Source organism: Brevibacillus brevis (genome assembly GCF_900637055.1).
Classification (GTDB): domain Bacteria; phylum Bacillota; class Bacilli; order Brevibacillales; family Brevibacillaceae; genus Brevibacillus; species Brevibacillus brevis.
The window spans coordinates 5,362,501-5,388,658 of sequence record NZ_LR134338.1 but is presented as its reverse complement, the minus strand read 5'-3'; the positions used below and the strand labels follow the sequence as shown (position 1 = coordinate 5,388,658).

Below are 26,158 nucleotides of genomic sequence, written 5' to 3'. Positions count from 1 at the left end.
CAGATGAGTGACAACATCATGGAAGTAAAGCATCTGCAGACGCAATTTACGAGAGACAACCAGAAGACAGTCGTCCTCGACCATGTCAGCTTTCATATAAAAAAAGGCGAAGTGCTTGGACTGGTTGGCGAATCGGGCTGCGGCAAGAGCGTGACCTCCTTGTCAATCATGCGCCTGTTCAAGGACACGACTGGCGAGATTACCAATGGCGAGATTGTTTACAACGGTACGAATTTGCTCTCGATTTCGGAGAGTGAAATGCGCCGTATTCGCGGAAAAGAAATCTCGATGATTTTTCAGGAGCCGATGACTTCGCTCAACCCGGTGATGAAAATCGGAGAGCAATTGATGGAAGCGATTCGCTTGCATCTCGGCTACTCCGACCAAAAAGCGAGAGAACAAGCAGTGAGCATGCTGACAAAAGTAGGCATTCCGCGACCGAGCGAAATTATGGGGGAGTATCCGCATCAGCTCTCTGGCGGTATGCGACAGCGCATCATGATTGCGATGGCGATGTCCTGCAATCCCAACCTGTTGATCGCCGATGAGCCAACGACGGCACTCGATGTCACGATTCAAGCGCAAATCCTCGACGTAATGAAGCAGTTGCAGGCTGACGAGCATATGTCGATGCTGCTGATCACGCATGATCTCGGCGTCGTGGCAGAGATGTGCAACCGTGTCGTGGTCATGTACGCAGGACGTGTCGTAGAGGAAGCATCTGTTTACGACTTGTTCGATGAACCCAAGCATCCGTATACCAAAGGCTTGATCGGCTCTGTCCCCAAAATCGGGCAAAAGCGCGCGCGGCTGGATTCTGTTCCCGGGAACGTACCGACACCAAACAATATGCCGAAGGGCTGCAAATTCGCTCCGCGCTGCAAGGACGTCATGCCTGTTTGTTGGGAAAAGGAGCCTGCCATTACGACGGTGGGAGAGGAACGTTCTTGCCGCTGCTGGCTCTATCAAGAGGAAGGTAGGGATGTTTATGTCTAAATCACTGCTCGTGGTAGACGGTATCAAAAAAACGTTCCCGATTGATAGCGGTCTATTAAGCAGCAAAAAAAGCGTAAAGGCAGTGAATCACGTTTCATTCGAGATCAAGGAAGGCGAAACGTTCAGTCTGGTCGGAGAGAGTGGCTGCGGCAAGTCGACGACAGGGCGCTTGGTCACACGATTGTTGATGCCGGATGAGGGCAAGATTTGGATCAATGGAGAAGAAATCTCCAAGATGAACGAAACAAAGCTGCGGGAAGTGCGCAAGCAGGTACAGATGGTTTTTCAGGACCCGTACGCCTCATTGAATCCGCGGATGAAAATTCGCGATGTGGTAGCAGAGCCTCTTCTCATTCATACGAAGCTGTCTGCCCAAGAGCGGGATCGGGTTGTCGCTGAGATGCTCGAGGTCGTCGGGCTCTCCAGCTATCATGCGGAGAAATTCGCCCATGAATTCAGTGGAGGGCAACGGCAACGTATCGGAATCGCTCGTGCCTTGATTTTGAAGCCGAAGCTGATCGTCGCGGATGAGCCGGTCTCTGCTCTCGATGTGTCAATTCAATCGCAAATCTTGAATTTGCTAAAAGATTTGCAGGAAGAATTTCATTTAACCTATTTATTTATTTCCCACGATTTGAGCGTGGTCGAGCATATTAGCGACAAGATCGGCGTGATGTATTTGGGGAGTCTCGTAGAATCCGGCCCGAAGGAAATGATTTTTGCCAATCCCCGGCATCCGTATACAAAAGCGTTGCTCTCTTCGGTTCCGATTCCTGATCCACGAGCGAAGCGGGAGAGGATCATTTTACAGGGAGATGTGCCGAGCCCGGTGAATCCGCCGTCAGGCTGTCTGTTTCATACGCGCTGTCCGTTCGTGATGGACATATGCAAGGTGACACCGCCTGCATTGCGCGAAGCGGCAGACCGAGATCATTTTGTCGCTTGCCATTTGTGATTTGAATAAAAGGGATGGTTACATGCGTAGGACGGGTGATTTAAAACTGATCCAGGAACTGAATCGCTCCATCATATTCGATACGATCCGTCATTACGGCCCCATTTCCCGGAGTGAAATAGCGAAGCGGAACAAACTGAGTCCTACCACCGTGACCTCGGCTGTCAGTGAGTTGATTCGTGACTCGTTCGTATGCGAGGTGGGAACAGGAGAGTCAAATGGCGGACGAAAACCAATATTGGTCCAGTTCTCTCCTGACAGTCGTTTTCTGATCGGTATTTCGATCTCCGGCTCGAAGATTACGATTGCCGAGATGAATCTGGAAGCCGCGGTCAAGCGAAAGGAAGTGCACTCGATCAAGCCGTACCAAGGAGAGAGTGTCCTCGCTTATTTGATGGAGATTATTGAGCAATTTTTGCGTGGAGCCGCGAGTCTGGAGACATGCATGGGAATCTCGATTGTCACACAAGGCATCGTAGACTCGGTCCATGGGGTGATTCGCTACAATCCGAAGCTCCGCTTGCAGAATGCCCCTGTAAAAGAAATGATCGAGCAGCGTTTCCAGTTGAAAACATGGCTGGATAACGACACGAATGCGTACTTGCTAGCCGAGAAGACCATCGGGGATTTCAGTCATTATCAAAACATGCTGTACGTCACGCTTGGGGATGGATTGGGAGCCAGTATTTTGATGAACGGTGCCATCTACAGAGGCTTTAAAGGCGGGGCGGGTGAGTTCGGTCATACCACGATTGATCGGGCAGGTGTGCGGTGCGACTGCGGCAATATTGGCTGTCTGGAAAATTACGTGAGCTGGCCAACGATTTACTCCAAGCTGGTCTCCTCGCTTGCGAAAGGAAAGTCGAGCCGCATCTCGGATTTGGTGGAGCAGGATGTTGGCCGGATTACTCCTGCGGTGTTTCGTCAGGCCTTGGCAGAGCAGGACCCGCTTGCGGTCAGCATCTTGGAGGAAACGGCTTCTTATTTGGCTTCGGGACTGGTCAATCTGATTCATTTGTTCAATCCGGAGGTCATGATTCTAGGTGGTGAAATTGCCTTCGGAAATGAGCTGTTGATTGCCAAAGTAAAAGAATACGTGGGGGAATACGCGCATGGAATCTTGACGGAGGAACTGGAGATTCGGCTGAATTCGTTGGGTGAAAATGTAGAGGTCGCAGGAGCTGCTGCTGTTTTATTGCAGGATACGTTTCAGTTTTCGCTATAAGAGGGGTGTGTCTAGCAGTACAGAAAGCTCGAGGAGAGGAGGAGCAGGATCATGGTAAAAGTTGTGGTCGCAGGGGAAGCGGGAACAAGCATCAAAGAGTCGCAGGCTTGGCTTCGGATCAAAGAGGCAGAGATTGTAGGTGTGGCAGACAGCTTGTCTTCTTTGCGCGAAATTTTGCAGGGAACAGAAGTGGATATCGTGGAGATTGGCTCGATTACGGACAGTATTGATCCATGGGTGACGCTGGCTGCCCAGGCGGGAAAGCATATTTTATGTGCAGAGGGTTCTGCTCTAGGGCGTGAAGGAATCAGTTTGTGCGATCAGCATGATATCGTGCTGCAATTCGCCAATACGCTGCGTTTTGCTCCAGAATACGAGCAAGCGCACGAACAAATAAAGAATGGGGCCATAGGTAAAGCAGGCGTCATTCGCTTGCGAAGAGGTGCTCCTGCATCGGCTGAAAATGTAGGGAAATGCATTTTTCAAGCCCTTGGAATACGTGAATTCGATTGGTTGCGCTGGACGTTCGGCGAGGTTGAGCGAGTGATGGCGCGAGAGGTCAAGCACACGAATGAGTCAGGACAGATCGTCCATTATGCGCTAGTCATGCTCCGAATGGCAGGCGGGGCAATTGCCCATGTAGAGCTATCTTGGGCGGAGGGGGCAGAACATGCTTCCTTTGAGCTTACCGGTGATTTAGGAATGATTGCGCATGATAGCCGGGAAAGTACCCCCATACGCTGGAGTCGGGGAGAGCAGTTTCTGTCGACATCATTCCCAGAGATGGACCTGATGCAGCGACAGCGGGAGCATTTCATTCGCTGTGTACAGAAACAGGAAGTGGCACGTCTGCACTCATGTGATCTGCTCGGGGCTCTCGATATCGCTTCGGCGGCAAGAGAATCGGTAAAGACGGGACAACCTGTGAAGCTCATGCACGGAGGTGACGAGTGATGAAGGTAGGAATCGTCAGCTTCGCCCATATGCATGCGCATAGCTACGCTGCATATTTGCAAAAGCACCCCGATGCGCAGCTGATAGCAGTCTGGGATGATAACTCGCGCCGTGGAGAGGAAATGGCCACTGCCTACCAACTCGATTTTTACAAGGATCTGCAAGCCTTTTTGCAATCCGGTATCGATGCGGTCATTATTTGCTCGGAGAATGCCAAGCACAAGGAGCACGTGATTGCGGCAGCGCGAGCGAAAAAGCACATTCTGTGCGAGAAACCAATTGCCACCGAGATTGCGGATGCACGCGAAATGATTCAGGTCTGCAAAGAGGAGGGTGTCATACTTCAAATTGCCTATCCTGTCCGTTTTACACCCGTGATGGAAAACGTGAAGCAGATCGTTCAATCAGGTACTCTCGGAAACATTCTCGCCATCGATGGAACGAACCACGGACAAATGCCAGGTGGCTGGTTTATTGAAAAAGAGCTGTCTGGAGGCGGGGCAGCGACGGATCACATCGTCCATCTGATGGACCTCGTACGCTGGATGCTCCAAGACGAAGTAAAAAGCGTCTACGCTGAGCTGGACACACGCTTTTACGAGATTGAGGTAGAGGACTGCGGACTGGTTTCCGTGGAAATGGAGTCTGGCGTGATCGTCGGAATTGATCCGAGCTGGTCGCGGCCGAAGACGTTCCCGACGTGGGGAGATGTGACGATGCGGATTGTCGGCACCAAAGGCACGTTGGACGTCGATGTGTTCAAGCAACACGCGCTCTATTACAATGACCGCGATTCGAAGCTGCAACATTTACCTTGGGCTGTGGATATGGATCAGCGGCTTATCGGAGATTTTGTGCAAAATGTCATAGAAGGCAGACCTCCGTCTATTACAGGAGAGGATGGACTGCGGACACTCGAAGTAGTGAAGGCAGCCTATGAATCCCATCGTCTCAAGCAAGTCGTGACTATCAACAAGCTGCATTTCTCATCATGATGAGCAGTAGCCTTTCTATACAATCAATCGAATGAGGTGGAACTGATGAAAATTGGATTGAGCACTTACAGTCTGCTGACAGCTATCCGAGCTGGGGAAATGGACGTACTGGATGTCGTGCAATGGATCGCGGATAACGGTGGCGAGCACATGGAAATCGTACCGTACGGTTTTACACTGGTCGATAACTACGAATTGGCAGACGCTGTTCGGGATAAGGCAAAAGCGGTAGGGATTGAGCTGTCCAACTATTCGATGCCGACCAACTTTATTCAACCAGACGAAGAAGCCTTCGAAGCAGAGGTCGCACGTGTAAAAACACATGTCGATCTGCTGGACCGCATGGGTATCAAGCATATGCGCCACGATGTGTCCGCCTTTACTGTTCCCGTAGAGGAGACGACGATCGAGTACTTCGAAAAGCATTTGGCTGAGATGGTCGAGGGAAGCCGCCGAATCGCTGATTATGCCGCGCAATTCGGAATAACGACGACAATCGAGAATCACGGCTGGCTGGTGCAGGCAAGCGATCGCGTGCAGCGTGTCTTGCATGAGGTCAACCGCCCGAATTTCAAAACGACGCTGGATATCGGAAACTTCATGTGCGTAGACGAGGCTTCGCTGGTCGGTGTGCAAAAAAATCTGCCTTACGCTTCGCTCGTGCATTTCAAAGATTTCTACTTCCGTCCTTCCTACCATGATCCAGGCGCAGGCAAATGGTTCAAGACCGTCAATGGCAACTTTTTGCGTGGAGCGATAGTGGGACAAGGCGACATCAACATCCGTGAGGTCGTCAAGCTGGTAAAGCAGTCCGGCTATGATGGCTATATCACGGTCGAGTTCGAAGGCATGGAGGATTGTCGAGAAGGTTCCAAGATTGGAATGGACAACCTGCGACGTTTTTGGGACGAGGCGTAAAACGGTAGCGGAAAAACGGCATTTGGGGAGCCCCGAACTGCCGTTTTTTCTTTGGGCGAAAAATAAAAAACCTCTCCCTTATGAGGAGAGGCGATGGAGACATTAGAAGGATTGCGATGATTTTGGATTCGCACCGTACTGGTTGTCTCCTTGGCTGTCTTGGCACAAGAATACGATCAAAATAATTGCACCGATAAAAGGAATAAACGAGAGAAGGATCCACCAACCGCTTCTTCCAGTATCGTGCAATCGGCGAGCAGTTACGCTCAAACTAGGCAGTAATACTGCCAGTGAATAGATCAAGCCCAAAACAGATGCAGTACCAAGTAATGAGTCTACGAGAGCAATTACCAGAGATACGATGATGTTGAACAAAGTGAACATCCAATATTCTTGACGTCTAGCTCTTCCTGTAAAAGCGACGTATTTTTTCAATACGCTTGTATACCAATGCATGATAATTTCCCCCTTTCTTCTAAATTTTGACACACTTCGATATTTTATCACTAAACCCAGGGGATTAGAACCAGATTCTGTCAAGTTTCCCTAATGCTATTGAATCATTTTTGGTTAGGACAAAAGTAACGGGTATTTATGAACGAGATGGAGGAAAAAGTAAGAGCAAACGAGTTTTGGATGCTACCACAGGGGGAAATGACGCTTGGAACAAAAAACAGAACAAAACGTTACGCTGCATGGCTTCAACAATTTGACCAAGTCGCTCAGCTTCAACATGTACGACATCTGCTACACGAAAACAAAAGCGGAACGCGAAGCGTATATCGAATACATAGATGAACAATACAATGCAGAGCGATTGACGAATATCCTGAAAAACGTGTCGGATATTATCGGTGCACATATACTGAATGTCGCCCAACAAGATTATGTACCACAAGGCGCGAGCGTCACTGTTCTTGTTTCAGAGGGGCCAGTCGTAGAAGTCCCTACTGAATCTTATGAGGAATCCCCCGGACCTTTGCCTGAAAATGTGGTGCTGCAATTGGACAAGAGCCATATTACGGTGCATACATACCCAGAGTACCATCCGACGGAGGGCATCAGTACATTCCGGGCCGATATCGACGTGTCGACTTGTGGCGAAATTTCTCCGCTCAAAGCACTCAATTATTTAATTCGTTCGTTTGATACAGACTTGATGACAATTGATTACAAGGTGCGCGGATTTACCCGGGATATACATGGATACAAGCTGTTTATCGATCACGACATCAGTTCGATCCAAAATTATATTCCCGAGGAAATTAAGGAATTGTTCCACATGATTGATGTGAATGTATACCAAGATAATATTTTCCATACCAAATGCAAGCGTAGGGAATTTGATCTGAACAATTATTTGTTCGGATACACGAAGGATAAGCTGACACCGGAGGAGCAGGAGGATATTACGAAGCAATTGCAAATAGAGATGGACGAGATTTACTATGGGAAAAATTTTGTGAATTAGTAGCTGTAGTGGGGGAAAGAAGCGCATTTTCAGTCTACGCTTCGGCCTCCGCCCCGCAAGGGGGGATTGACTGGCCGCTTCGCTTCAAACGTAGACAATTTCGAGGAAGTATCTCATAGGTGAAGCTGAAATTCCCCGCCATTCATTCCTACGCTAAGTAGGGCTCCAGAGGCGCTTGGACTGGAAATGCGCTTCTTTCCACGTAGCTTTTTGTGCTTCCCTGAACGTTAATTCAGAAGATCTTAAATCCAAATACTTTCTACAGGTTACAAGATGATGAAACAAAAGATCATCTCTCTCAAAATGTGGCATGGCTTCTCCCGACCTCAACAGTTGGAGGGCATCGTCCTTTTGTCTTCTCGAAGAGTTGGATTAAGATAGTAGGCCCGAATCTCCTCCAGCGTTTTTCTAGCAGGCTGCACGAATTCGCGGTCCCAATCTTCCGGAGGGGAATCCAGCGAAATGCCCTTTTCCTGCAAGGTTCGAAACAGCTCCTTATCCGCTTGCGTAGGTATCCACCACGTGTAGACGGGATTCGTTTTGCCATTGAGAAACGATTCGAACATAAATTTCACATAGGTTGCTGTAGAGAGTTCGCCGTAATTGACGTCGAATTCAGGCTCGGGTGCCGGATAATCCTCTGGATAGCGGAACGGGCCAAAGTGAATGGAAATACCGAGAAAGCCGACAGGTGGAATGTTGTTTCCATACCCCGGAAGAGAGAACGGCAGATCGGCTGCAAAGTGCAGGCGAATCATAACAGAGTTGATGAATTGCCGTTCGAAGAAACTTTCTTTTTGCCAAATGCCGAGTTCTCGTGAAAGAGTATCCCAGTGAATAATGGACGTATTGTGCGCGAGCCAGAAGGAGGACGACATCTGTTCAAACGTTTTGTAAAATTCCTCGTCGTGGTCATGGAACGGGTCGAGCATGTCGAACAGGCTGAAGCACCCGTGTTTTCTCCTCCATTTTTGCGCGATGATCAGAAAATCAATCAATCGTTGGATTCGCAGCTCTGAGCTGCTCTCATTATTGGCAAACAGATACGTAGCTTCTATCAAATCGGCAGTGAAGTTGCCGTTAACAAAATCCCAGTAATTGATTTCACCAGCTTCTACACGTTCTTCATTAATCCGCTTCGTATCCGTTTCCCATCGCGCAAAGGTGGTGACATCGATGCCGAAATAAAGCTCAGGCAAGAAGTCGCCAAAAATATGGAAGCGATACGGGCTGGACTGCTGGAACCAGGTTTTGATGAAGTCCAGGCGAGAAGAGGGAGATAAGACTGCGGCCCGCTCCACATAGTTCGTTTTGGCAACGGTTGTCTCGAATTCTTCAACGGATGAGGCGATGGCCACGAAAGGGGCTGCCGAGGTAAGGAAGTCCACCCCGTCTTCGTCGTTGTCGTATTGCACAATAATGTGCTGGAAGGTTGCCTCAGCCAAGGGAGACAACACGAGCTGATTCCAACGGTGCGCGGTTGTATCGTCAATGGCGCCGATGACGACGACCGGTTTGTCTGAATCCCCGCGAAATGAAATAGAGGCATCGTTTTGGACGACGATCTTGTTTTGGCAGCGTACGTTGATGGATGTACCTGCTTCAAAGCTGATGGAGGTCCCGGCAGCTATGATGACATCTTCTGGTCCGATCATATACGGACCATTTTCTGCGGTAAATTCCTCCGATTGATTGATGATCCCCGATAGGCGTTTGTACTTATCCACGTGCAGTTGATAGGTGTGCTGCGGGTCTGGATCAGGCCCAATCGTCAGCTGCACGTAGTAAAGACCATCTTCCTCCGGAAAAAACGGAAGGATGATGGGGGCGTTCGGACTATACTCAGCTTCTGCGAGTTTTGTCCGATGGATGTCATAGATTCTGATGGTAGTCAAAGGATGCGTCAGGTTACTCATATGGATTTCAATGGCGTCTGTAGAAGCAAGAAAGAGCTTGTACATCTCCACCTTGGGTTCAAGGTCAGGAGAAGCTTTTCTGATTCGTTTGTCCGTTTCCAGAATCGATGTATACGAGCTGACGGTCATGTAAAACAGGCTCCTATCAAAATGGTGTAGGCATAATGGAATAGTCCACTAGTAATTGACGCCTGAATATAGAAAAAGTTTTGAGTTTTTCAGGGGCTTTTGGGCTAGAAAATAAGAAAAAGGATAGGGGTCAGATGATTTCTGACGATCCTATCCTTTGCGTTTTCCATTAGGGTCTTATTTTCCGCCAGCCTGCGTGAGCATTTCAATCATTTCCTTGTAGCCATGCCTCTTCGCATGTCCAAGAGGCGTCACACCATCGTGATCCGCGAGATTGACATTGGCTTTGTGCTCGATTAGGAGCTTCACGATTTCCTGATGCTTCTTGCCGCCATCGCCCAAAATCACTGCTTCTAACAGAGCGGTCCAGCCCAATCTGTTGACGTGATCGATGTTGACATCAGAGGTGGTGAGCAGTTCCTTGACGATCTCGACATGACCACGATCAGCCGCAGGAATCAAGGCCGTTCCGCCAAAACGGTTCGTAATGGTAGTATCGGCACCTGCTGCTATCGAGGCTTTTACGAATGCGAGCTGGCCTGCTGCGCTTGCGAAGAGTAGGGGATTGTCTAAGTTGTTGTCTCGGATGTTGATGTTGGCTCCGCGTTCAACCAACAAGTTGAAGATGTCGAGTTGAGCAGAGTGGACCGCGATCATCGCAGAGGTACGGCCTCTACTATCGGTAGCGTCAATATCCGCGCCTTCTGCAAGCAGTCTCTCAATCGCTGCTTTGTCTCCTTGACTGGTTGCTGTCAATAAGGCTTGATTCAGCTTATCCATTTCAACTTTCACCGCCTGGGTTGCTTGCTGCTCGCCACTCGTTAAGAGGGTATTCCATTTCATCTCACACCCGGACAGAATAATGACGGCGGTCAAAAGACCTGCATACAGCACAGCGAGCCCACACCTTTCTTTTGATTTGGATACCTGCATCACACAAAGACTACTCGACTGTCAGCTCGGCAGAAGATTTGCCAGCCCAATCGCCGACAGGTGTTACCGTGTATGTGGTACCTGCTTTCAGTTTACCATCTTGCTGGATATCAAACACGCCTGTTGTACCTTTGCGGCTGGAGTATTTGTACGTCGCCAGCAGTTTTTCTCCGTCTGCACTCGTGAGTTCTACGCTGCGTCCGGAGAACAGCTCGTCTCCCGGGTCCTCTGTCAGGGTAACCGTGATTGAAGTTTCACTAGCTGCTTTGGCTTCGCTGATTTCGAGCGGAGCGATTTCTTTTGCGACGAAGCTTGAATTCGCGATATTCGCCCAGTCAGACGTAATAGTGTACGTAACGCCCGGTCTCAGTACTTGGCCTTCTGGGAGACGGAATTTAATTTCTTGCTTGCCGTCTGTTGATTGTGTGAAAGGCACGTATTTCGCTACGATTGGTTGTCCGCCTTCCGGTGTAATGGTCACTTGTCTTGCTTGCATGGAAGGAATGATTTGATACGTTTTGCCGTCTGCACTGTTGTTTTGATCCAGCACCAATGCATTTGCACCACGCCCTCCGCTGTAGGCAGAGATGATATATCCGTAATCGATGACACCATTTGCTCGCAGGGACTCGACTTCAAACGTGTCGTTTGTTACTTGTCGCACTTCTGTCATGTCGATCTTGGTTGCGTTGCCTGTGAATGTGCCCGCCTGTTTCCCTTTGTATGTCAGGGTGTAGGTGGTTCCTGGCTTTTGAACTGATGTCGGCACGATGTAGGTATTGGTAGAGCCTGTTTTCAGGCGTGGCATGTTGGTCAGTGTCAGCCCATCGCTAAAGACGAAGTCTTCTTTTGCTTTTGCAAATGCTTCGTTTTCTGCGGTCAACGGAGCGTCGAACGTCACAATCAACGTAATTTCGTTCAAGGCTTGTACGCTCGTGATGGTTGCTTTATCAGAAGGGATTGCCTGACGAGCCACATTCAACAAATAAGCAGCTTCACCGCGAGTAACGGAGCTGTCTGCGGAGAAGAAGCGTTCCGCCCAGTAATTAACCGACTTCACATCACGCTTGAGCGCTTTTGCGATGATTTGTGTGAATTCAGCATCTGTCACGGTTCCACGTGGATCAAATTGGCCATCTTTTGCTTGCATGATGTCGAGGGATACCAGATCAACCGCGTATTTATAGAACCAGTCATTTGCTTTCACATCCGTAAACGTTACGGATTTATCTGTTTTGCCGCCTTGCAAGCCAAAGGTGTGTGCGACCATTTTTGCCAGCTCGGCACGCGTAACTTGATTGTGAATGTTGCTGCCTTGCATGACTTTCAGCTTGGAGAGTTCAGTAACGGCTTGTTGAATTTCTTGAGCACTCAGGGGAGTGGAAGCTGCTTGCACGTTCAATGCAGCGTAAGGAAGGGATGCTGTACCCATAACAGTTGCGAGCATCATGATTGCGATTTTATTGGAAAACTTTCTCATCGGTTGGTCCTCCTTCAGATCAGTTGAGTGGCTATTGCTTGATTACCTGTAGGATAGTCGAGAGACCTAAACTGCCAAGAAACAAGAGATTAATAGAATCTAAAAAAGTTCTTAAAAAAATATTAAAAAGCCTCCAACATTAACGTGGAGCGGAAAATCCGTCCTCGTTTTTGCTGAAGGTTTTGTGATGGTCATGGTATTCACGCTTAGACAGTAAATCGGTAACCGGCACCCCAGACCGTCTCGATATACTGTGGATTGGATGGATCGACTTCGATCTTTTCACGGAGCTTGCGAATGTGCACCGTAACGGTCGCGATATCTCCGCTGGAATCCATGCCCCAGATTCGTTCGAACAGCTCATTTTTGTTAAAAACCCGATTCGGGTGAGTCGCTAGAAATTCAAGCAGATTGAATTCTCTAGTCGTGAAAATGACTTCCTGATTTCGTACATACACTCTTCTTGAAACTTTGTCGATGACGAGACCGCGAATGTGAATCTCTGCGTTCGATGGTTGAGGTTGTCGGGCTGTCAAACGCTCGTATCTTGTCAGATGGGCTTTAGCTCTGGCTACTAATTCGCTTGGGCTGAACGGTTTTGTAATATAGTCATCGGCACCGAGATTAAAGGCGCGGATTTTATCGATCTCTTCTTTTTTTGCGGAGACGATCAGGATTGGCACTTCCTTGACTTGTCTAATCTGGCTGCACAATTCGAAGCCGTCCATGCCCGGAAGCTGCAAATCAACGATGATCAAACTGTAGTCGCCATTGATGGCAAGCGGCAAGCCTTCGCTGCCAGAGTGGCATAAATCGACCTGAAAGCCGTTCAGTTCAAAATAATCCCGCTCCAGCTGAGCGATCGTCGTCTCATCTTCAATGATGAGGATGCGTGAAGACATGGGAATGTGCACCTCCTATTGTTTGTGGGTACGTTTTAACGTAAAGAATAGGCTGGTACCTACACCTTGCTTGCTCTCTACCCAGATGGTGCCGCCGTGACCCTCAATAATCTGGCGCGCGATGGAGAGTCCGAGACCGCTACCGCCCGTGGAAGAATTACGGGATTGCTCCACCCGATAAAAGCGTTCGAACAGGTGAGGAATGGCTTCTTGCGGGATACCGATGCCGTTGTCTTTTATTTCAATGGTCGCCCAATCAGCATCCGCTTGAACAGAGACGCAGATGATTTTTTCAGGTTTATCCATGTATTTTTGCGAGTTGCCAATGATGTTTAAGACGGTGCGCTTGATTTTTTCCAGATCGGCGATGACCAGGGTGCCTTCTGCTGTGCGTTGATTCCACTGAATCGTGATGCCCTTCTTTTCCAGATCGTAGTGCAGCTCGTCGATGCAATCATCCAAAAACTGCACGATATCTACATGTTCAAACGTAAAGGGCACTTGCTTCAGATCGAGCTTGGAGTAGAGAAACAGCTCATCGACGAGCATGTCGAGGTCTACTGCCTTGGAGTAAATGATGTTCACGTACTTTTCCATTTTCTCCGGGGTATCAGCTACGCCATCGCGGATTCCTTCGATGTAGCCCTTGATATTGGTAATCGGTGTACGCAAATCATGCGAGATGTTGGAAATCAATTCTTTGCGGCTTTCTTCGTCCGCAAGGCGCAGCCGCACTGATTCCTGCAATCGTTTGCGCATGTTCTCGAACGCTTCGTTCAGTTGTCCAATCTCGTCTTTCGTGTGCAGATGGAGCTCAAAGTCCAGATTGCCTTCCTTGATGTTCTCAGCCGAATTGCGCAGTAGATCGAGCGGCTTGACGACACTGCGGGTAATCCAGCGGTACAACAAGACGTTTGCGATGACAATGACGCCGAGGAGGAGGAACACGAGAATCGGCAGCAGTTTGCGGATAACCTCGCCAAATGGGCTGCGCTCGCGGATCACAAAGACACTGCCTTTTGCGCCATCCGAAAACTTGAAGTCAAACTTGGCATACGCATAAAATCTTTCGTCGATGTTGAACGTGTTGCGAATCTGGTTGTTGTTCAAATCATAGGGTGGCAAGCTGTTTTCCAGCTCGGGCTGATTGATGGTCGGGGAGGCAAAGACTTGATTGCTCTCCCTGCGGACATACAGGCCGGCTCGTACCGTTTTGAGCTTGAAATCGTAATCGGCAAGCAGCTCCTGGTTTTGCAACTGATCCGGCTCATTCTTGGCGAGATATTTCAATTCAAGGAAAATATTCTCTTCTTGTTCTGTCAGCGGATTGAGCTGATAATGCACTTTATAAAAATCGCGAAAGCTGTTGATATCGCCTGTCGCCGCAATCGTAAATAGGCTGGCGGCTACGAAAAACGTCAGCAAGCTGATGACTAGCATCCCTGTGTAAGAGAGCAGCAGCTTGATACGGATGGACATGGACTCACCTACTTTCAATAGGGTGAAAATTTATACGCAAGAGGACAAGTCCATTATATACAAGACGTCCAGCTGGTAAAGCATATTTACTTGGAACTCGGTCAAAATCAGTTATACTAGCAAGTAAGAAAACGAGAGCTTTGTATGAATGGGAAGGACGGGGAAATTATGAAAGTAGCCATTGCACAACTGACAGCGACGATGGATAAGACGCAAAATTTGCAAAAAGCAGCCGATTACATCGCAAAAGCAAAGGCAGCAGGGGCAGATTTTGTAATCTTGCCTGAAATGTACAGCGCACCTGCCACGCCAAAGTCGGGAGTAACCCCAGCGGAGGTAGCGGAAAAGCTGGATGGTCCATTCGTTTCCGGCTTGGCAGAGCTTGCTCGGGAGCATGGAGTGTATGTGGTTTGCGGTGTGTTCGAATCTATCGAGGGTGATGAAAATCGTGCCTACAATACGACCGTTTTTCTAGGCCGTGAAGGACAGCTGCTGCATGCGTACCGCAAGACACATTTGTACGATGCCTTTTCCTACACAGAATCGGACTTCATCGCGCCTGGGGATAATCCCTATCAAGTGGTGGAAACGGAATTCGGCAAAATCGGGCTGATGGTATGCTACGAGGTGCGTTTCCCGGAAATCGCGAGACAATTTGCGCTCCAGGGTGCAGATATTTTGTTTGTGCCAGCAGGCTGGGTAGCGGGAGCGATGAAAGAGGATCACTGGGAGACGCTGGTTCGTGCGCGTGCCATTGAAAACACAATGTTCGTATGTGCGGCAGATCAGGTCGGAAATATTTTTGCCGGACGCAGCATGTTCGTCGATCCGATGGGTGTCGTGATTGCAAGTGCAGGGGAAGAAGAAACGTTATTGATCACAGAACTGGATGTAAGTCGGATTGAACGAGTACGGGGCAAATTGCCAAGCGTAGCCAACCGCCGAGCGGAACTGTATACCAATTAAATGCCTATGCACATTTTCTCTTTTGTTCAATATGATGGTAACAGATAATCAGTCATTATTGTGGCCCTTATGTAAGCGTCACCATCATAAGAGAGGGAGTGTGTACGAATGTTCTGGGTCGTATGGGCTGTCGTCGGTGTGGTCGTTTGGTGGGCAATGAGTATGATCTGTACAGGAAAAGCGGCAGGATCAGGCTGGTGGGCTTCGCTCATTGCTGCTCTTTTGGGTAGCTGGCTGGGCGATTTGGTACTGGGTGATTGGCTGTGGATGTGGGCCGGCTTCAACGTCATTGCCGGAGCCATTGGTGCGGTCGTCCTCACCTGGCTGTGGAATTTGGTGGTGAAGCAATTAAAATAAGCAAAGCGATTTCGTACTACTAAGAACATCAGGAGTCGTCCAGAAGGGCGGTTCCTGGTTTTTTTTATATGTGGCTGCGGGGAAGAGAAGAATATTTCCAGACTAGGCTTCAGTGCTCCGTCCCACTGTGGGAATAGACTGCCCGCTGCGAAGGGCTTAGCGGGGAAACGCAAAAGTGGTAGCCGCTACGTCGTATGGGCACGTTGCGTTTCTATTTCCCGCTAATCCCTTCTCCGCTCGGTAGGACTCCACAATTCGCTGCGTCTGGAAATATTCTTCTCTAGTCGTAACTGATTACGTTCTTCAATCTTTTAAAGATTTTAATAAACGGGTGAACACGAAAAGCTCGCAGAGGAAACAGGAGAAAACAGCGAAGATCTTAGGGACACCGACCGAGACGGAATGCAAAAAGCGAAACACGCTCTTAAGCGTCCACCTCTGAAAAACTTCTTGAATGGACTACTTTGGACGCGGTTTCGCTTTTTGCATGGAGTCGTGCAGTCAATCCCGCAGGGGGTGGTCCTAGAATCTGAGCGTTTTCTCCTGTTTCCTCCCCACCACTACAGCTGGACAATATGTACCTCTGTAAGACAGTTTGGAATAATACAAAAACAATTCATACTTGACCAGTAGGGATTGTTGGTAATATAACTATATCTATACCGAATACAATAATGAGAGGTACATAAAACGAAAGGGAGGGGAATATATGTCGACGTTATTGATCATCGTAAACATTGTTTTGTTGCTCTTATTCATTGCTGGATTGTATGCCATGCAAAAAAAGCATATTTCTTTTTCCAAACGGGTATTTGTTGGTCTCGGACTCGGGATTTTATTTGGACTCATTTTGCAATACGTATACGGAGTCAAATCAGACGTACTCAAATCCACCATCGAATGGTACAACATTGTAGGGAAAGGCTATGTGAAGCTGCTTCAAATGATCGTAATGCCACTAGTATTCATCTCTATTTTATCGGCTTTCACCAAAATGAAATTAACCAATAACATCGGGAAAATCAGTACGCTGATTATCGGACTTTTGGTAGGAACGACTGCTGTCGCGGCAGCAATCGGGATTTCGACTACCTTGGCATTTAATCTCGACGGGGCACAATTCCAGCAGGGGGATGCGGAATCCGCTCGGATCGAACAGGTGGAGCAGCGCTTGGGCGATATCGAGAACTTGAGTATGCCAGCCAAAATCCTGGAACTGCTTCCTGCGAATCCTTTCCTCGATCTGACTGGAGATCGGGCGACGTCTACCATTGCCGTTGTGATTTTCTCCGCGATTATCGGAGTTGCGTATTTAGGGGTAAAACGCAAAAATCCGGAGCAAGCTGAATTGTTTGCGAAGATTGTGGATACATTCCATACGATTATTATGCGTGTCGTGACATTGATCTTGCGCCTGACGCCATATGGTGTACTGGCAATCATGATCAGAGTCGCAGCTACCAGTGACTACAATGCCATCTGGCAGCTGGGCAAGTTCGTTGTCGCTTCGTATGTGGCGATGATCATCATGTTTATCATCCATCTGTTGCTGTTGACATTTGCTGGATTGAATCCAATCACTTATGTGAAAAAAGCATTCCCTGTCCTGACATTCGCCTTCACTTCGCGTACGAGCGCGGGGGCGTTGCCGCTGAATGTAAAAACGCAGCAAAGCATGGGGGTTCCTGAGGGAATTGCCAACTTCGCAGGCTCCTTTGGACTCTCCATCGGACAAAACGGCTGCGCAGGTACGTATCCGGCTATGCTGGCCATCATGGTAGCACCAGTCGCAGGAATTGATCCGCTGACACCATCGTTCATCCTGACGCTGATCGCAGTAGTGGCACTCAGCTCCTTCGGGGTTGCAGGCGTAGGAGGCGGGGCGACCTTTGCAGCACTGCTCGTCTTGTCGACGATGAATTTGCCAATTGCCATTGTCGGTCTGCTCATCTCCGTTGAGCCGTTGATTGACATGGGACGCACAGCACTCAACGTAAGCGGAAGCATGACATCAGGGCTATTGACGAGCAGAGTGACAAAAGAGCTCGATACCAATGCCTACCACGGAAATGAACAAAAAACACTGACTGTCTAAATGTAATGAAACAGGCTGTACCGTCTATGAAGACAGGTACAGCCTGTTTTGTTTGTTTACGTGTTTTAATAAAACTCGTGAATATAAAACGCTACGGAGAGGAAGAGAAAAACGGAGCGATCGGAGGCCTTGGCACGCCTACCCAGTCGAAACGGAAAAAAGCGGTACACGCTTGTCGACCAACCTCTTCGCTGAGAAGCTTCCGCCCATCGGGTGGCTTTTGGTCGACGTACCGCTTTTTGGAGTGGAGACGGACTCCCCTGCTTCCTCGTTGGCGTGCCACCAACGAAGGGAGCCCGTTTTTCTCTTCCCCCACCACTATGTTCGCACAAACACAAGATTTTTCTTTCCCCTACGGATTAACCGAGGTGTACTTGAAGTACGCGCCTCCCAGCGGGAAGATAATGAAATCCTTCACCTTGTCGTTTTTCACATAAGGGCTTCCGCGGAAGTTGATCGGAGCCAGCGGCATTTCCTCCATGAGAATGGTTTCTGCCTCTAGGAGGATTTTTTTGCGTGCGTCCAGGTCAGGCTCATTGTAGCTCTTGTCGATCAGCTCTTTGAACTTGGCATTTTCCCAATCCGGGTGGTTGTTTCCGCCCGTTTTGTCGCGGAACATCTCCAGGAAGTTGATCGGGTCGTTGAAGTCAGCACCCCATTGGAAACGGATCATGTCAAAATTCGCTTGCGATCTCATGTCGCGGTACACCTTCAGCTCCGCCGTGTACAGCTTCACGTTGACGCCGAGTGCTTTTTTCCACTGATCTTGCAGGGCTTCTGCCAGCTTTTTATTGGTATCATTCGTGTCAAAGGTGTAGGTAACGGTCGGGAAGGTCGAGAGTCCGAGCTCCTTCATACCTTCTTCCAGCAATGCTTTTGCTTTCGCCTGGTCTTCTTTAAAGTAGCCGTCTGGTTTTAATCCCATGGAAGTCGGGACCCAACCGTAAGCGGCTGGAACGCCGGTCTGCAATATGTTATCGATGATTTCCTGACGGTTGATCGCATAAGCGAAGGCCTGACGGATTTTTTTATTGTTGAACGGCGGTTTGGTTGTATTAAAAACGACGGATTGTGTGCCCGGATTATCCGCGACCATCAGCTTCCCCGCATCTTTGAGAGTAGGGATTGCATCTGTAGGAAGTGTTGACGCAGGATAGCCGCCCCAGTCGATGTCGCCATTCTCAAACATCGAGAATGCTGTATTGTTGTCCTCGATCATGGCGATTTCAATCCGGTCGAGCTTGACGTTGTTTTTGTCCCAGTAGTTCGGGTTTTTCGTAAAGACGATCTTGCTTTTATGCTCCCACGTATCCATGATGAATGGACCATTTCCCACGATTGTTTTTGCTTCATCCGCCCATTTCGGATTTGCTTCCAGCGTTTTTTGATGCAACGGGAAGAGAGTTGGGAAGAAGGTCAGCTCACGGAAAAACGGAGTCGGTGACTTCAAGTTGAATTCGACGGTGTAGTCGTCTACAGCCTTGACGCCTACATCTTCTGCTTTGCCTTTCCCCGTATTGTACTCCTCTCCTCCTTTAATGTAATAAAGCTGATAGGCGTACTCGGATGCTGTTTTCGGATCGAGATTGCGTTTGATCGCATAGACGAAATCGTGGGCAGTGACAGGGTCTCCGTTGCTCCATTTGGCGTCCTTGCGAATTTTGAAGGTGTAGTTCATGTAATCTGGCGAGTTGGTGAAGCTCTCAGCCGTAGCATTGACGAGTTGTCCATTCAGGTCATAGCTGGTCAATCCTTCAAAGGCAGCGTAAATCATGTCAAACGAATCCGCGTCGACGGCGATCCCAGGGTCCATCGAAGGCGGCTCGCTGTTGATGCTCCATTTTAACACCAGCGGCTCTGTTTTTGTCGCTTCTGCAGGTGTAGTGGAGCCAGTGGGTTCAGCAGGTGCGGAAGAGTTCGAGCACCCCGCTAGTACCCCGAAAAGCAAGGTAAGACAGGTTGCAATTGCCAGTCCCTTTTTCATAAATACCCCCCTTTACAATGATAGAAAACGTATATTCAGAATATTTGCTTGGGTTTTCGATAGCAAAGGAATTTTTTTAGTTTCTCGATAAAAAATATTTACTTAGAGTATTGATAGATAGGTATAGTGGTGTGAAATAAATTGATTTTTCTTAAAAATTTACTCATTTTGAAATACATGGTATATTTTGGTAGATGTTAATGATAGGAGAGGTGGGAATCACTATGTTCAAGAAAATGGTTTTTTCAGCATTAAGTGTAGCCGTATTTTCTGCAGTGTTAACGTCTCCGATTCAAGCAGCAAACATACCATCTAGTGTTGGTGAGCAGAAAGAACATTCATTAGTTTCTGCCAGATGGAGTTCAGATGAGGAATGGATTCGAAAATCTGCTGCTGTCCCACCGGGGTGGGTCGTCATTCGTGAAGATCTAGGTTCCAAGCTTATTAAAAATACAGCAGGTGCTCCCTATGGTGAGGAGTTACGAGTTAGCAAATATTCTCCCGTTCCAGCGGGATGGGTAGTTTTAAGAGATGAAGTAGCTGGTCGGGTGATCAAATATGTAATAGGAGCAACTTATCGTACGGAGTTCAATGTGACCAAGTTCTCCCCCATTCCAACTGGATGGGTTATGTCGAGAGAAAACTATGATAGCAAAACGATCATGAATGTCGTTGGAGCTCCTTATGGAACCGTATTATTAGTAAGCAAATATTCACCTGTTCCTCCAGGATGGGTTTACGAGAGCCAAGTGGCTGCTGGCAAGTACATTAAAAACTTGAATCGCTATTAGTCATATTCAAATAAAGTTCGAACTGATGGTTAAGGTGTATATAGCCATCAGTTCTTTTTTTCGTTCAGCAACACATTTGGCATTCGATGGACAAAGAGAACCGTACATGATATGAATGAGGAAAAGGTGTCTATCATAAACAGGTAGGAGAAAACTCCCTTATGTATAGAATCGGTGTTGTAGGACCGCTTCCTTCGGTGGAACGGATACTGGCGGTCGCGAATGAGTTTGAGCATGAAATCGAATTTGTTCCGTTTCGTTACGAAGACGTGCGGGAAGTAAGCAAGATCGTGCTGGAGCATCATGCAGATTTAAATGGATGGTTTTTCTCTGGCCCGATTCCGTTTACGATTGCGAAAAACGTACTCAGCCCGGATGCCAATATCGTGTATTGCCCACCGAACGGTTCGAATCTGTACCGCTGCTTTATTCAGATGTCGATTGATCAAAATACGGCCGTGAACCGTGTATCCATTGATATGATTGATTCGGAAGGAACGCATTTGCGCGAGGCGATGTCGGAGCTGGACATACCCGAAGAGGGGATTTACGTCAGTATGTACGACGAGAATTTTGACCTCGATACAATCACGCAGTTTCATGTATCGCTGTGGCGTGAAGGCAAGACACAAGGAGCGTTCACCACGTTTTCTGTGGTTGAACATGCGCTGCGCGAGGAAGGCATTCCTGTCTATCGTGTCCTGATGACGAAAATGGAGATTCGTCAGGCGATGAAAATCGTCATCGAAAAGGTGAAAACCTCCTATTTCAAGGACACACAAATCGGGGTAGAGATCATAGAGCTGGAGCAGTTTGACAAGATTCCCGAGCGGGCGAGCACGCGCTTTTACTTGCAGCACCTGGAGCTGAAAGTCAGACAAATTCTGCTGGCGCTCTGCGATCGGCTGGACGGTTCTCTGCTGGCAAATGGCAACGGACGCTACCAGATTTTCAGTTCGCGCGGTGCGATTCAAAGAGAGATAGAAATGCTACGACATACAGTAGAACAACTCTCTTTGGAGGCAGAGGTTCCGGTTGCAGTAGGTGTAGGCTTTGGGGATACAGCTTTTTCTGCGGAAAACAATGCGCGAAAAGCAATCCAGCACGCAAAAGAACGACCGGGGGCTGGCATTGTCGTCGTACAGGATAATGGAGTCATGATGGAATCGGTGGGAGAAACAGAGGAACTCGCTTATTCGTTCCGCTCCAGTGATCGCGAGTTGTTGGAAAAGCTGAACCGTGCCAATGTAAGTGTCAAATCGTATCACAAGCTGCGTGCGCTGGTTCAGCGTATGGGCTGGAAGTCGTTTTCGACGACGGATATCGCTTCGCACTTGTCGATGACGGTACGGAATGCACAGCGCATCATGGGCAGCCTGTGCGAAGTGGATTTGGCCGAGTTTAGCGGGGAAGAGCAGCAGGCAGTGCGTGGACGACCGAAGAAGCTTTATCAGTTAAAGAAATGAGGACACTCGAGAGGCTTCGGGTGTTCTTTCATATTATGTGGCTGCGGTGGAGAGAAGAATATTTCCAGTCTAGGCTCCAGGCTCCGTCCTGCTGAGGGTTAAGACTGTCCGCTCCGAAGGGATTCGCGGGGAAACGCAAAAGTGGTAGCCGCTACGTCGTATGGGCACGGTTGCGTTTCTTTTGCCCGCGAATCCCTTCTTCGCTCGGTAGGACTCCACAAGTCGCTACGTCTGGAAATATTCTTCTCTGTCGTAACTGATTACGTTTCTTCAATTTTTTAAATCTTTAAAAGCCCGTTAAAACACGGAAAGCTCGTAGAGGAAACAGGAGAAATAAGCGAAGATCTTAGGGACACCGACCGAGACGCAATGCAAAAAGCGAAACACGCCCTTAAGCGTCCACCTCTGAAACACATCCTGAATGGACTATTTTGGACGCGGTTTCGCTTTTTGCATGGAGTCGGGCAGTCAATCCCGCAGCGGGTGGCCCTAGAATCTGAGCGTTTTCTCCTGTTTCCTCCCACGACAACAGCAACAACAGCAGGAAAATGTTCGTTATTTTTCAAGAAGTCTAACAACTTCTATTGAAAAAACAGCGAGCCAACTATATAATTCAATTAAGCGAAAATGTCTTTTAATATTCGCATATTTGTAAGGGTTTACATTTGCCAGTCTTCTCATATTTCTAGAGCTTGCCTATCGGACCTGGGCATGGAAAAACACATGCTCCAGAGTTAACAGGAGGAATTGAACGATGTTGGATCTGGTTTCGTTGCGAAGAGATTTTCATAGACATCCAGAGGTGGGTTTTACGGAGTTCCGTACCGCATCCAAGGTAGTAGAGATTTTGACGTCCCTCGGCTATGAGGTCATATACGGACAAGAAGCAATCGATGGAGATTCCCGTCGGGGCTTGCCTTCCGAGGCGGTTCTCGAGGCAGCGTATGAAAGAGCTTTGCGTGACGGTGCAAACCCGGCGATCGTTGAAAAAATGCGCGGTGGCTATACAGCAGTGATCGGTGTGAAGAAAGGGAAGGCACCTGGACCAACGGTTGCTTTCCGTTTTGACATGGACGCACTGCCTGTATTGGAAAGTACGGAGCAAGACCATTTTCCACAAGCGAATGGCTTCCGCTCCCATTATGAAGGCAACATGCATGCTTGCGCTCACGACGGTCATACCACGATTGGCTTGGGATTGGCAGAAGCGCTTGCAGCAGGAGATTTTTCCGGTACGCTCAAACTGATCTTCCAACCAGCCGAAGAAGGTGTGCGCGGTGCGTATGCGATCGTGGAAAAAGGTCATTTGGACGATGTTGACTATATTTTCTGCAACCATTTGGGTGTCAATGTGCCGCTGGGTGAGGTGCACGGCGGTTCTTACGGATTTTTGGCTACCACGAAAATGATGGCGCATTTCTACGGTGTTTCTTCTCATGCTGGTGCATCGCCAGAACAGGGGAAAAATGCATTGCTCGGAGCGGCTACCGCCCTGTTGAACATTCATGCGATTCCGCGCTTCAGCACGGGTGATACGAGAGTCAATGTGGGTGTGCTAGAAGGCGGAACAGCAGCGAACATCATTCCGGCCTATGCCAAGATGGTTGTGGAGACTCGCTCCATTACCGAAGAAGTAAATGCAGAAGTAGAAAACCGCGTGCGCAACATCATCGCGCACAGTGCTGCTATGCATGAGCTCGACTACAAGATCGAAGTCGTCGGGGGAGCAATCCCGATCAACTATGATGTGGAGATGGCAGAGCTGGCACTGGAAGAAGCCAAGCAGGTAGAAGGCTTCCATTCCTTTAAGCACGGCGATTACAATTCGATGGGCAGTGAAGATGCCAGCTTTATGATTAAACGCGTTCAGGATCGTGGCGGAAAAGGAACGTACATGGCAATCGGTACGGATATCCCTGCGCCTCACCACCATCCAAAATTCGATATACAAGAAGAGATTTTGCCACGCAGCGTAGCGCTTTTGAACCGAATTGCAAGACGATTGCTGACGTAAAAAACGTTCCTAACTGAGCGAAAAAGCACGTGGACAACGAGGGCAGAGAGGATGTTTGCGAATGCATACCAAGCGAATTGCAGAAATGATTGAGAATAAACGAGATGCCTTTATCAAGGTGAGCGACCAGATTTGGGATTTCGCGGAGACGCGCTTTGAAGAGTACCAATCTGCTGAGCTGTTGGCTCAAACACTCGAAGGAGAAGGCTTTCAGGTAGAACGCGGAGTAGGTGGTATCAAAACGGCCTTCATCGGAAGCTTTGGCAGCGGCAATCCTGTCGTGGCGATTTTGGGAGAGTTCGATGCTCTGTCGGGCATGAGTCAGAAAAAAGGCCAAACTACAGAAGAGCCTCTCGTAGCGGGAGCAAACGGCCATGGCTGTGGACACAACTTGCTTGGTACCGCTTCTCTTGCGGCAGCCGTTGCCGTGAAAGAGTATATGGAAGAGAACAACATGACGGGGACTGTTCGTTACTACGGCTGCCCAGGGGAGGAAGGCGGCTCCGGGAAAGCGTTCATGGCGCGAGCAGGATTGTTTGACGATGTAGACTTCGCACTTTGCTGGCACCCAATGGGCTACAACAGCATCATGTCCATCGATTCGCTCGCGAACTATCAAATTTACTTCAAGTTCAAAGGAAAGAGTGCCCATGCGGCAGCAAGTCCACATCTCGGTCGAAGCGCACTGGATGCTGTGGAATTGATGAACGTCGGCGTGAACTACTTGCGTGAGCACATCATCCCGGAAGCACGTGTGCACTATGCCATCACGAACTCCGGCGGCTTGTCGCCAAATGTGGTTCAGCCAAAAGCAGAGGTGCTCTATCTCGTACGTGCGCCAAAGGTTGATCAAGTACAGGAAATTTACGAGCGCGTATGCAAAATTGCGCAAGGTGCTGCTCTTATGACCGAAACAGAAGTAGAGATCGTATTCGACAAAGCGTGCTCGAACCTCGTGCAAAACAAGCTGCTCGAAGAGGTTATGTACAAAAACTTTCAGGAGCTGGGCGTCCCTGTACATGATGAAGCGGAACTGCAATTGGCAAAAGAAATGCGTGCGACGCTGTCCAAGCAGGAACTCGCTACATCGGAAAAACTGTCGGCGGACACACCTGCACCAGACATGGTGACGTGGCTTAACCCATACGATGGATCAAAAATCCCGCTGAACGGCTCAACGGATGTAGGCGATGTGAGCTGGATTACGCCAACTGCGCAATGCACAACTGCGTGCTATATTAACGGTTCCACGCTGCATTCTTGGCAATGGGTGTCTCTCGGGGCAACGTCCATGGCACATAAAGGGATGCTGCATGCGGGGAAAGTCATGGCTTCTACAGCTATTGACATGCTGAAAAAACCAGAGCTGATCGAACAGGCAAAAGCCGAGCTGAAACAGCGTCTGGGCGGTCAAACGTATGTATGTCCGATTCCAGAGGGTGTTATGCCTTCTGTAAAAAAATAAGAGATACACGGAAATAACACGGACGACTTCTGAACGATCAGGGGTCGTCTTTTTTGTTGAAGAGCAAGGTCTTCGTGTAGAATAGCCAAAAGGAGTTGCGAAAATCAGATGAAAGCCCTGCTCATGTTGTCTTACGCCTCACTTCAATCAATCGATGATATATTGCCCTTTTATACCCATCTGTTTCACGGCAAAATTCCTTCGCCGGATACGTTGAAGGCTGCCAAGACACGCTTTCAATCAATTGGCGTTGCAGATCCGCTCGGCTCGGTAACCGCTCGGCAAGCCTCGGCCTTGGAGCGGCGGTTAAATCAAACTGGAGGCGGCGAGCGAATCAAAGTCTATCAAGCTACGAAGCATACGTCTCCTTTTGTACACGAGACGATTCAACAAATGGTCGCAGATGGCGTTACCGAGTTGTATGCGTTTCCGACATCTCCCTTGTATTCGAGAACGGGAACGGCAGCCTATTATCAGAGTGTTCGAAAGGCGCTCGAAGCCAGCGGTGCGAATATTCCGGTTGTAGAAATCAATCATTGGCACCGCTATCCGGGTATTGCAGAAGCGATCAGTCTTCGCCTACGAACGGCACTGCAATGGCTTTCCATGGACAACCGTTCCGAAGCGACTGTGTTGTTTACGGCCCACAGCCAACCGGGGGTGCCAG

At 48.8% G+C, this 26,158-nt stretch carries 22 protein-coding genes (1 of these 22 cut by a window edge); 15 read left to right on the top strand and 7 right to left on the bottom strand.

The features are described 5' to 3' along the window. The first annotated feature begins 3 nt into the window (after nt 1-3). From EL268_RS26165 to EL268_RS26140, 6 genes are read left to right on the top strand one after another with little or no spacing between them, the layout of a single operon-like run. A complete protein-coding gene (locus EL268_RS26165) occupies nt 4-996 on the top strand; it encodes an ABC transporter ATP-binding protein (RefSeq protein ID WP_106652385.1) in 993 nt (330 codons plus the stop codon). Beyond that, complete coding sequence (locus EL268_RS26160) at nt 989-1,951, top strand: ABC transporter ATP-binding protein (protein WP_106652408.1); 963 nt, start codon at nt 989-991, stop codon at nt 1,949-1,951. The genes EL268_RS26165 and EL268_RS26160 overlap by 8 nt, the downstream gene beginning before the upstream one ends. A gap of 22 nt (nt 1,952-1,973) precedes the next feature. After that, nucleotides 1,974-3,176, top strand: coding sequence for an ROK family transcriptional regulator (locus EL268_RS26155; RefSeq protein ID WP_106652386.1), 1,203 nt, complete (start codon nt 1,974-1,976; stop codon nt 3,174-3,176). A gap of 51 nt (nt 3,177-3,227) precedes the next feature. Continuing rightward, nucleotides 3,228-4,130, top strand: coding sequence for a Gfo/Idh/MocA family protein (locus EL268_RS26150; RefSeq protein ID WP_106652387.1), 903 nt, complete (start codon nt 3,228-3,230; stop codon nt 4,128-4,130). After that, a complete protein-coding gene (locus EL268_RS26145) occupies nt 4,130-5,125 on the top strand; it encodes a Gfo/Idh/MocA family protein (protein ID WP_106652388.1) in 996 nt (331 codons plus the stop codon). The genes EL268_RS26150 and EL268_RS26145 overlap by 1 nt, the downstream gene beginning before the upstream one ends. 45 nt (nt 5,126-5,170) lie before the next feature. Beyond that, nucleotides 5,171-6,043: a sugar phosphate isomerase/epimerase family protein gene (locus tag EL268_RS26140; protein ID WP_106652389.1), complete on the top strand. Its 873-nt coding sequence runs from the start codon at nt 5,171-5,173 to the stop codon at nt 6,041-6,043. A gap of 102 nt (nt 6,044-6,145) precedes the next feature. Here EL268_RS26140 and EL268_RS26135 read toward each other — a convergent pair whose 3' ends face one another. Then, complete coding sequence (locus EL268_RS26135; protein ID WP_106652390.1) at nt 6,146-6,499, bottom strand: DUF805 domain-containing protein; 354 nt, start codon at nt 6,497-6,499, stop codon at nt 6,146-6,148. A 205-nt stretch (nt 6,500-6,704) separates the two neighbouring features. On the opposite strand from EL268_RS26135, the gene speD reads away from it, so the two are divergent. Further along, nucleotides 6,705-7,514 carry an adenosylmethionine decarboxylase gene (gene speD / locus EL268_RS26130; RefSeq protein ID WP_106652391.1) on the top strand — a complete coding sequence of 270 codons (810 nt, stop codon included), beginning with the start codon at nt 6,705-6,707 and terminating at the stop codon, nt 7,512-7,514. Nucleotides 7,515-7,840: 326 nt separating this feature from the next. Here speD and EL268_RS26125 read toward each other — a convergent pair whose 3' ends face one another. The 5 genes from EL268_RS26125 to EL268_RS26105 form a co-directional block, all read right to left on the bottom strand. Beyond that, complete coding sequence (locus EL268_RS26125; RefSeq protein WP_106652392.1) at nt 7,841-9,559, bottom strand: hypothetical protein; 1,719 nt, start codon at nt 9,557-9,559, stop codon at nt 7,841-7,843. A 177-nt stretch (nt 9,560-9,736) separates the two neighbouring features. Beyond that, nucleotides 9,737-10,402, bottom strand: a complete 666-nt coding sequence (locus EL268_RS26120; protein WP_106652409.1) for an ankyrin repeat domain-containing protein — start codon at nt 10,400-10,402, stop codon at nt 9,737-9,739. A gap of 100 nt (nt 10,403-10,502) precedes the next feature. Continuing rightward, nucleotides 10,503-11,972, bottom strand: a complete 1,470-nt coding sequence (locus tag EL268_RS26115; RefSeq protein WP_106652393.1) for an S-layer homology domain-containing protein — start codon at nt 11,970-11,972, stop codon at nt 10,503-10,505. 206 nt (nt 11,973-12,178) lie between these two features. Continuing rightward, nucleotides 12,179-12,874, bottom strand: a complete 696-nt coding sequence (locus EL268_RS26110) for a response regulator transcription factor (RefSeq protein WP_017249936.1) — start codon at nt 12,872-12,874, stop codon at nt 12,179-12,181. 15 nt (nt 12,875-12,889) lie between these two features. Further along, a complete protein-coding gene (locus tag EL268_RS26105; RefSeq protein ID WP_106652394.1) occupies nt 12,890-14,353 on the bottom strand; it encodes a sensor histidine kinase in 1,464 nt (487 codons plus the stop codon). Between the two features lie 168 nt (nt 14,354-14,521). Here EL268_RS26105 and EL268_RS26100 point away from each other — a divergent pair, with 168 nt between their 5' ends. From EL268_RS26100 to EL268_RS26085, 3 genes are all read left to right on the top strand, one after another. Next, nucleotides 14,522-15,319 carry a carbon-nitrogen hydrolase family protein gene (locus tag EL268_RS26100; protein ID WP_106652410.1) on the top strand — a complete coding sequence of 266 codons (798 nt, stop codon included), beginning with the start codon at nt 14,522-14,524 and terminating at the stop codon, nt 15,317-15,319. A 108-nt stretch (nt 15,320-15,427) separates the two neighbouring features. After that, on the top strand, nt 15,428-15,676 hold the full coding sequence (locus tag EL268_RS26095) for a hypothetical protein (protein WP_047072076.1): 249 nt from the start codon (nt 15,428-15,430) through the stop codon (nt 15,674-15,676). 709 nt (nt 15,677-16,385) lie between these two features. Further along, the gene (locus tag EL268_RS26085; RefSeq protein ID WP_106652396.1) at nt 16,386-17,771 is read left to right on the top strand and encodes an L-cystine transporter; all 1,386 of its coding nucleotides are present in this window, start codon (nt 16,386-16,388) and stop codon (nt 17,769-17,771) included. Nucleotides 17,772-18,123: 352 nt separating this feature from the next. Here the strand turns inward: EL268_RS26085 and EL268_RS26075 are convergent, their stop codons facing one another. After that, nucleotides 18,124-19,755 (bottom strand): peptide ABC transporter substrate-binding protein, encoded by a 1,632-nt coding sequence (locus EL268_RS26075; protein WP_106652397.1) that lies wholly within the window; start codon nt 19,753-19,755, stop codon nt 18,124-18,126. A 224-nt stretch (nt 19,756-19,979) separates the two neighbouring features. Here EL268_RS26075 and EL268_RS26070 point away from each other — a divergent pair, with 224 nt between their 5' ends. The 5 genes from EL268_RS26070 to hemH all read left to right on the top strand — a co-directional run. Further along, nucleotides 19,980-20,546 (top strand): hypothetical protein, encoded by a 567-nt coding sequence (locus EL268_RS26070; protein ID WP_106652398.1) that lies wholly within the window; start codon nt 19,980-19,982, stop codon nt 20,544-20,546. A 161-nt stretch (nt 20,547-20,707) separates the two neighbouring features. Next, complete coding sequence (locus EL268_RS26065; RefSeq protein ID WP_106652399.1) at nt 20,708-22,012, top strand: hypothetical protein; 1,305 nt, start codon at nt 20,708-20,710, stop codon at nt 22,010-22,012. A gap of 754 nt (nt 22,013-22,766) precedes the next feature. Beyond that, nucleotides 22,767-24,026: an amidohydrolase gene (locus tag EL268_RS26055; RefSeq protein ID WP_106657610.1), complete on the top strand. Its 1,260-nt coding sequence runs from the start codon at nt 22,767-22,769 to the stop codon at nt 24,024-24,026. A gap of 61 nt (nt 24,027-24,087) precedes the next feature. After that, on the top strand, nt 24,088-25,491 hold the full coding sequence (locus EL268_RS26050) for a M20 family metallopeptidase (protein WP_106657609.1): 1,404 nt from the start codon (nt 24,088-24,090) through the stop codon (nt 25,489-25,491). A 108-nt stretch (nt 25,492-25,599) separates the two neighbouring features. Beyond that, a protein-coding gene (gene hemH / locus EL268_RS26045; RefSeq protein ID WP_106657608.1) for a ferrochelatase crosses the window boundary here: on the top strand, nt 25,600-26,158 show its 5' portion. 377 nt of this gene lie beyond the right edge of the window; 559 of the gene's 936 nt are visible here — the first part of the coding sequence; it begins with the start codon at nt 25,600-25,602; the stop codon falls past the right edge of the window.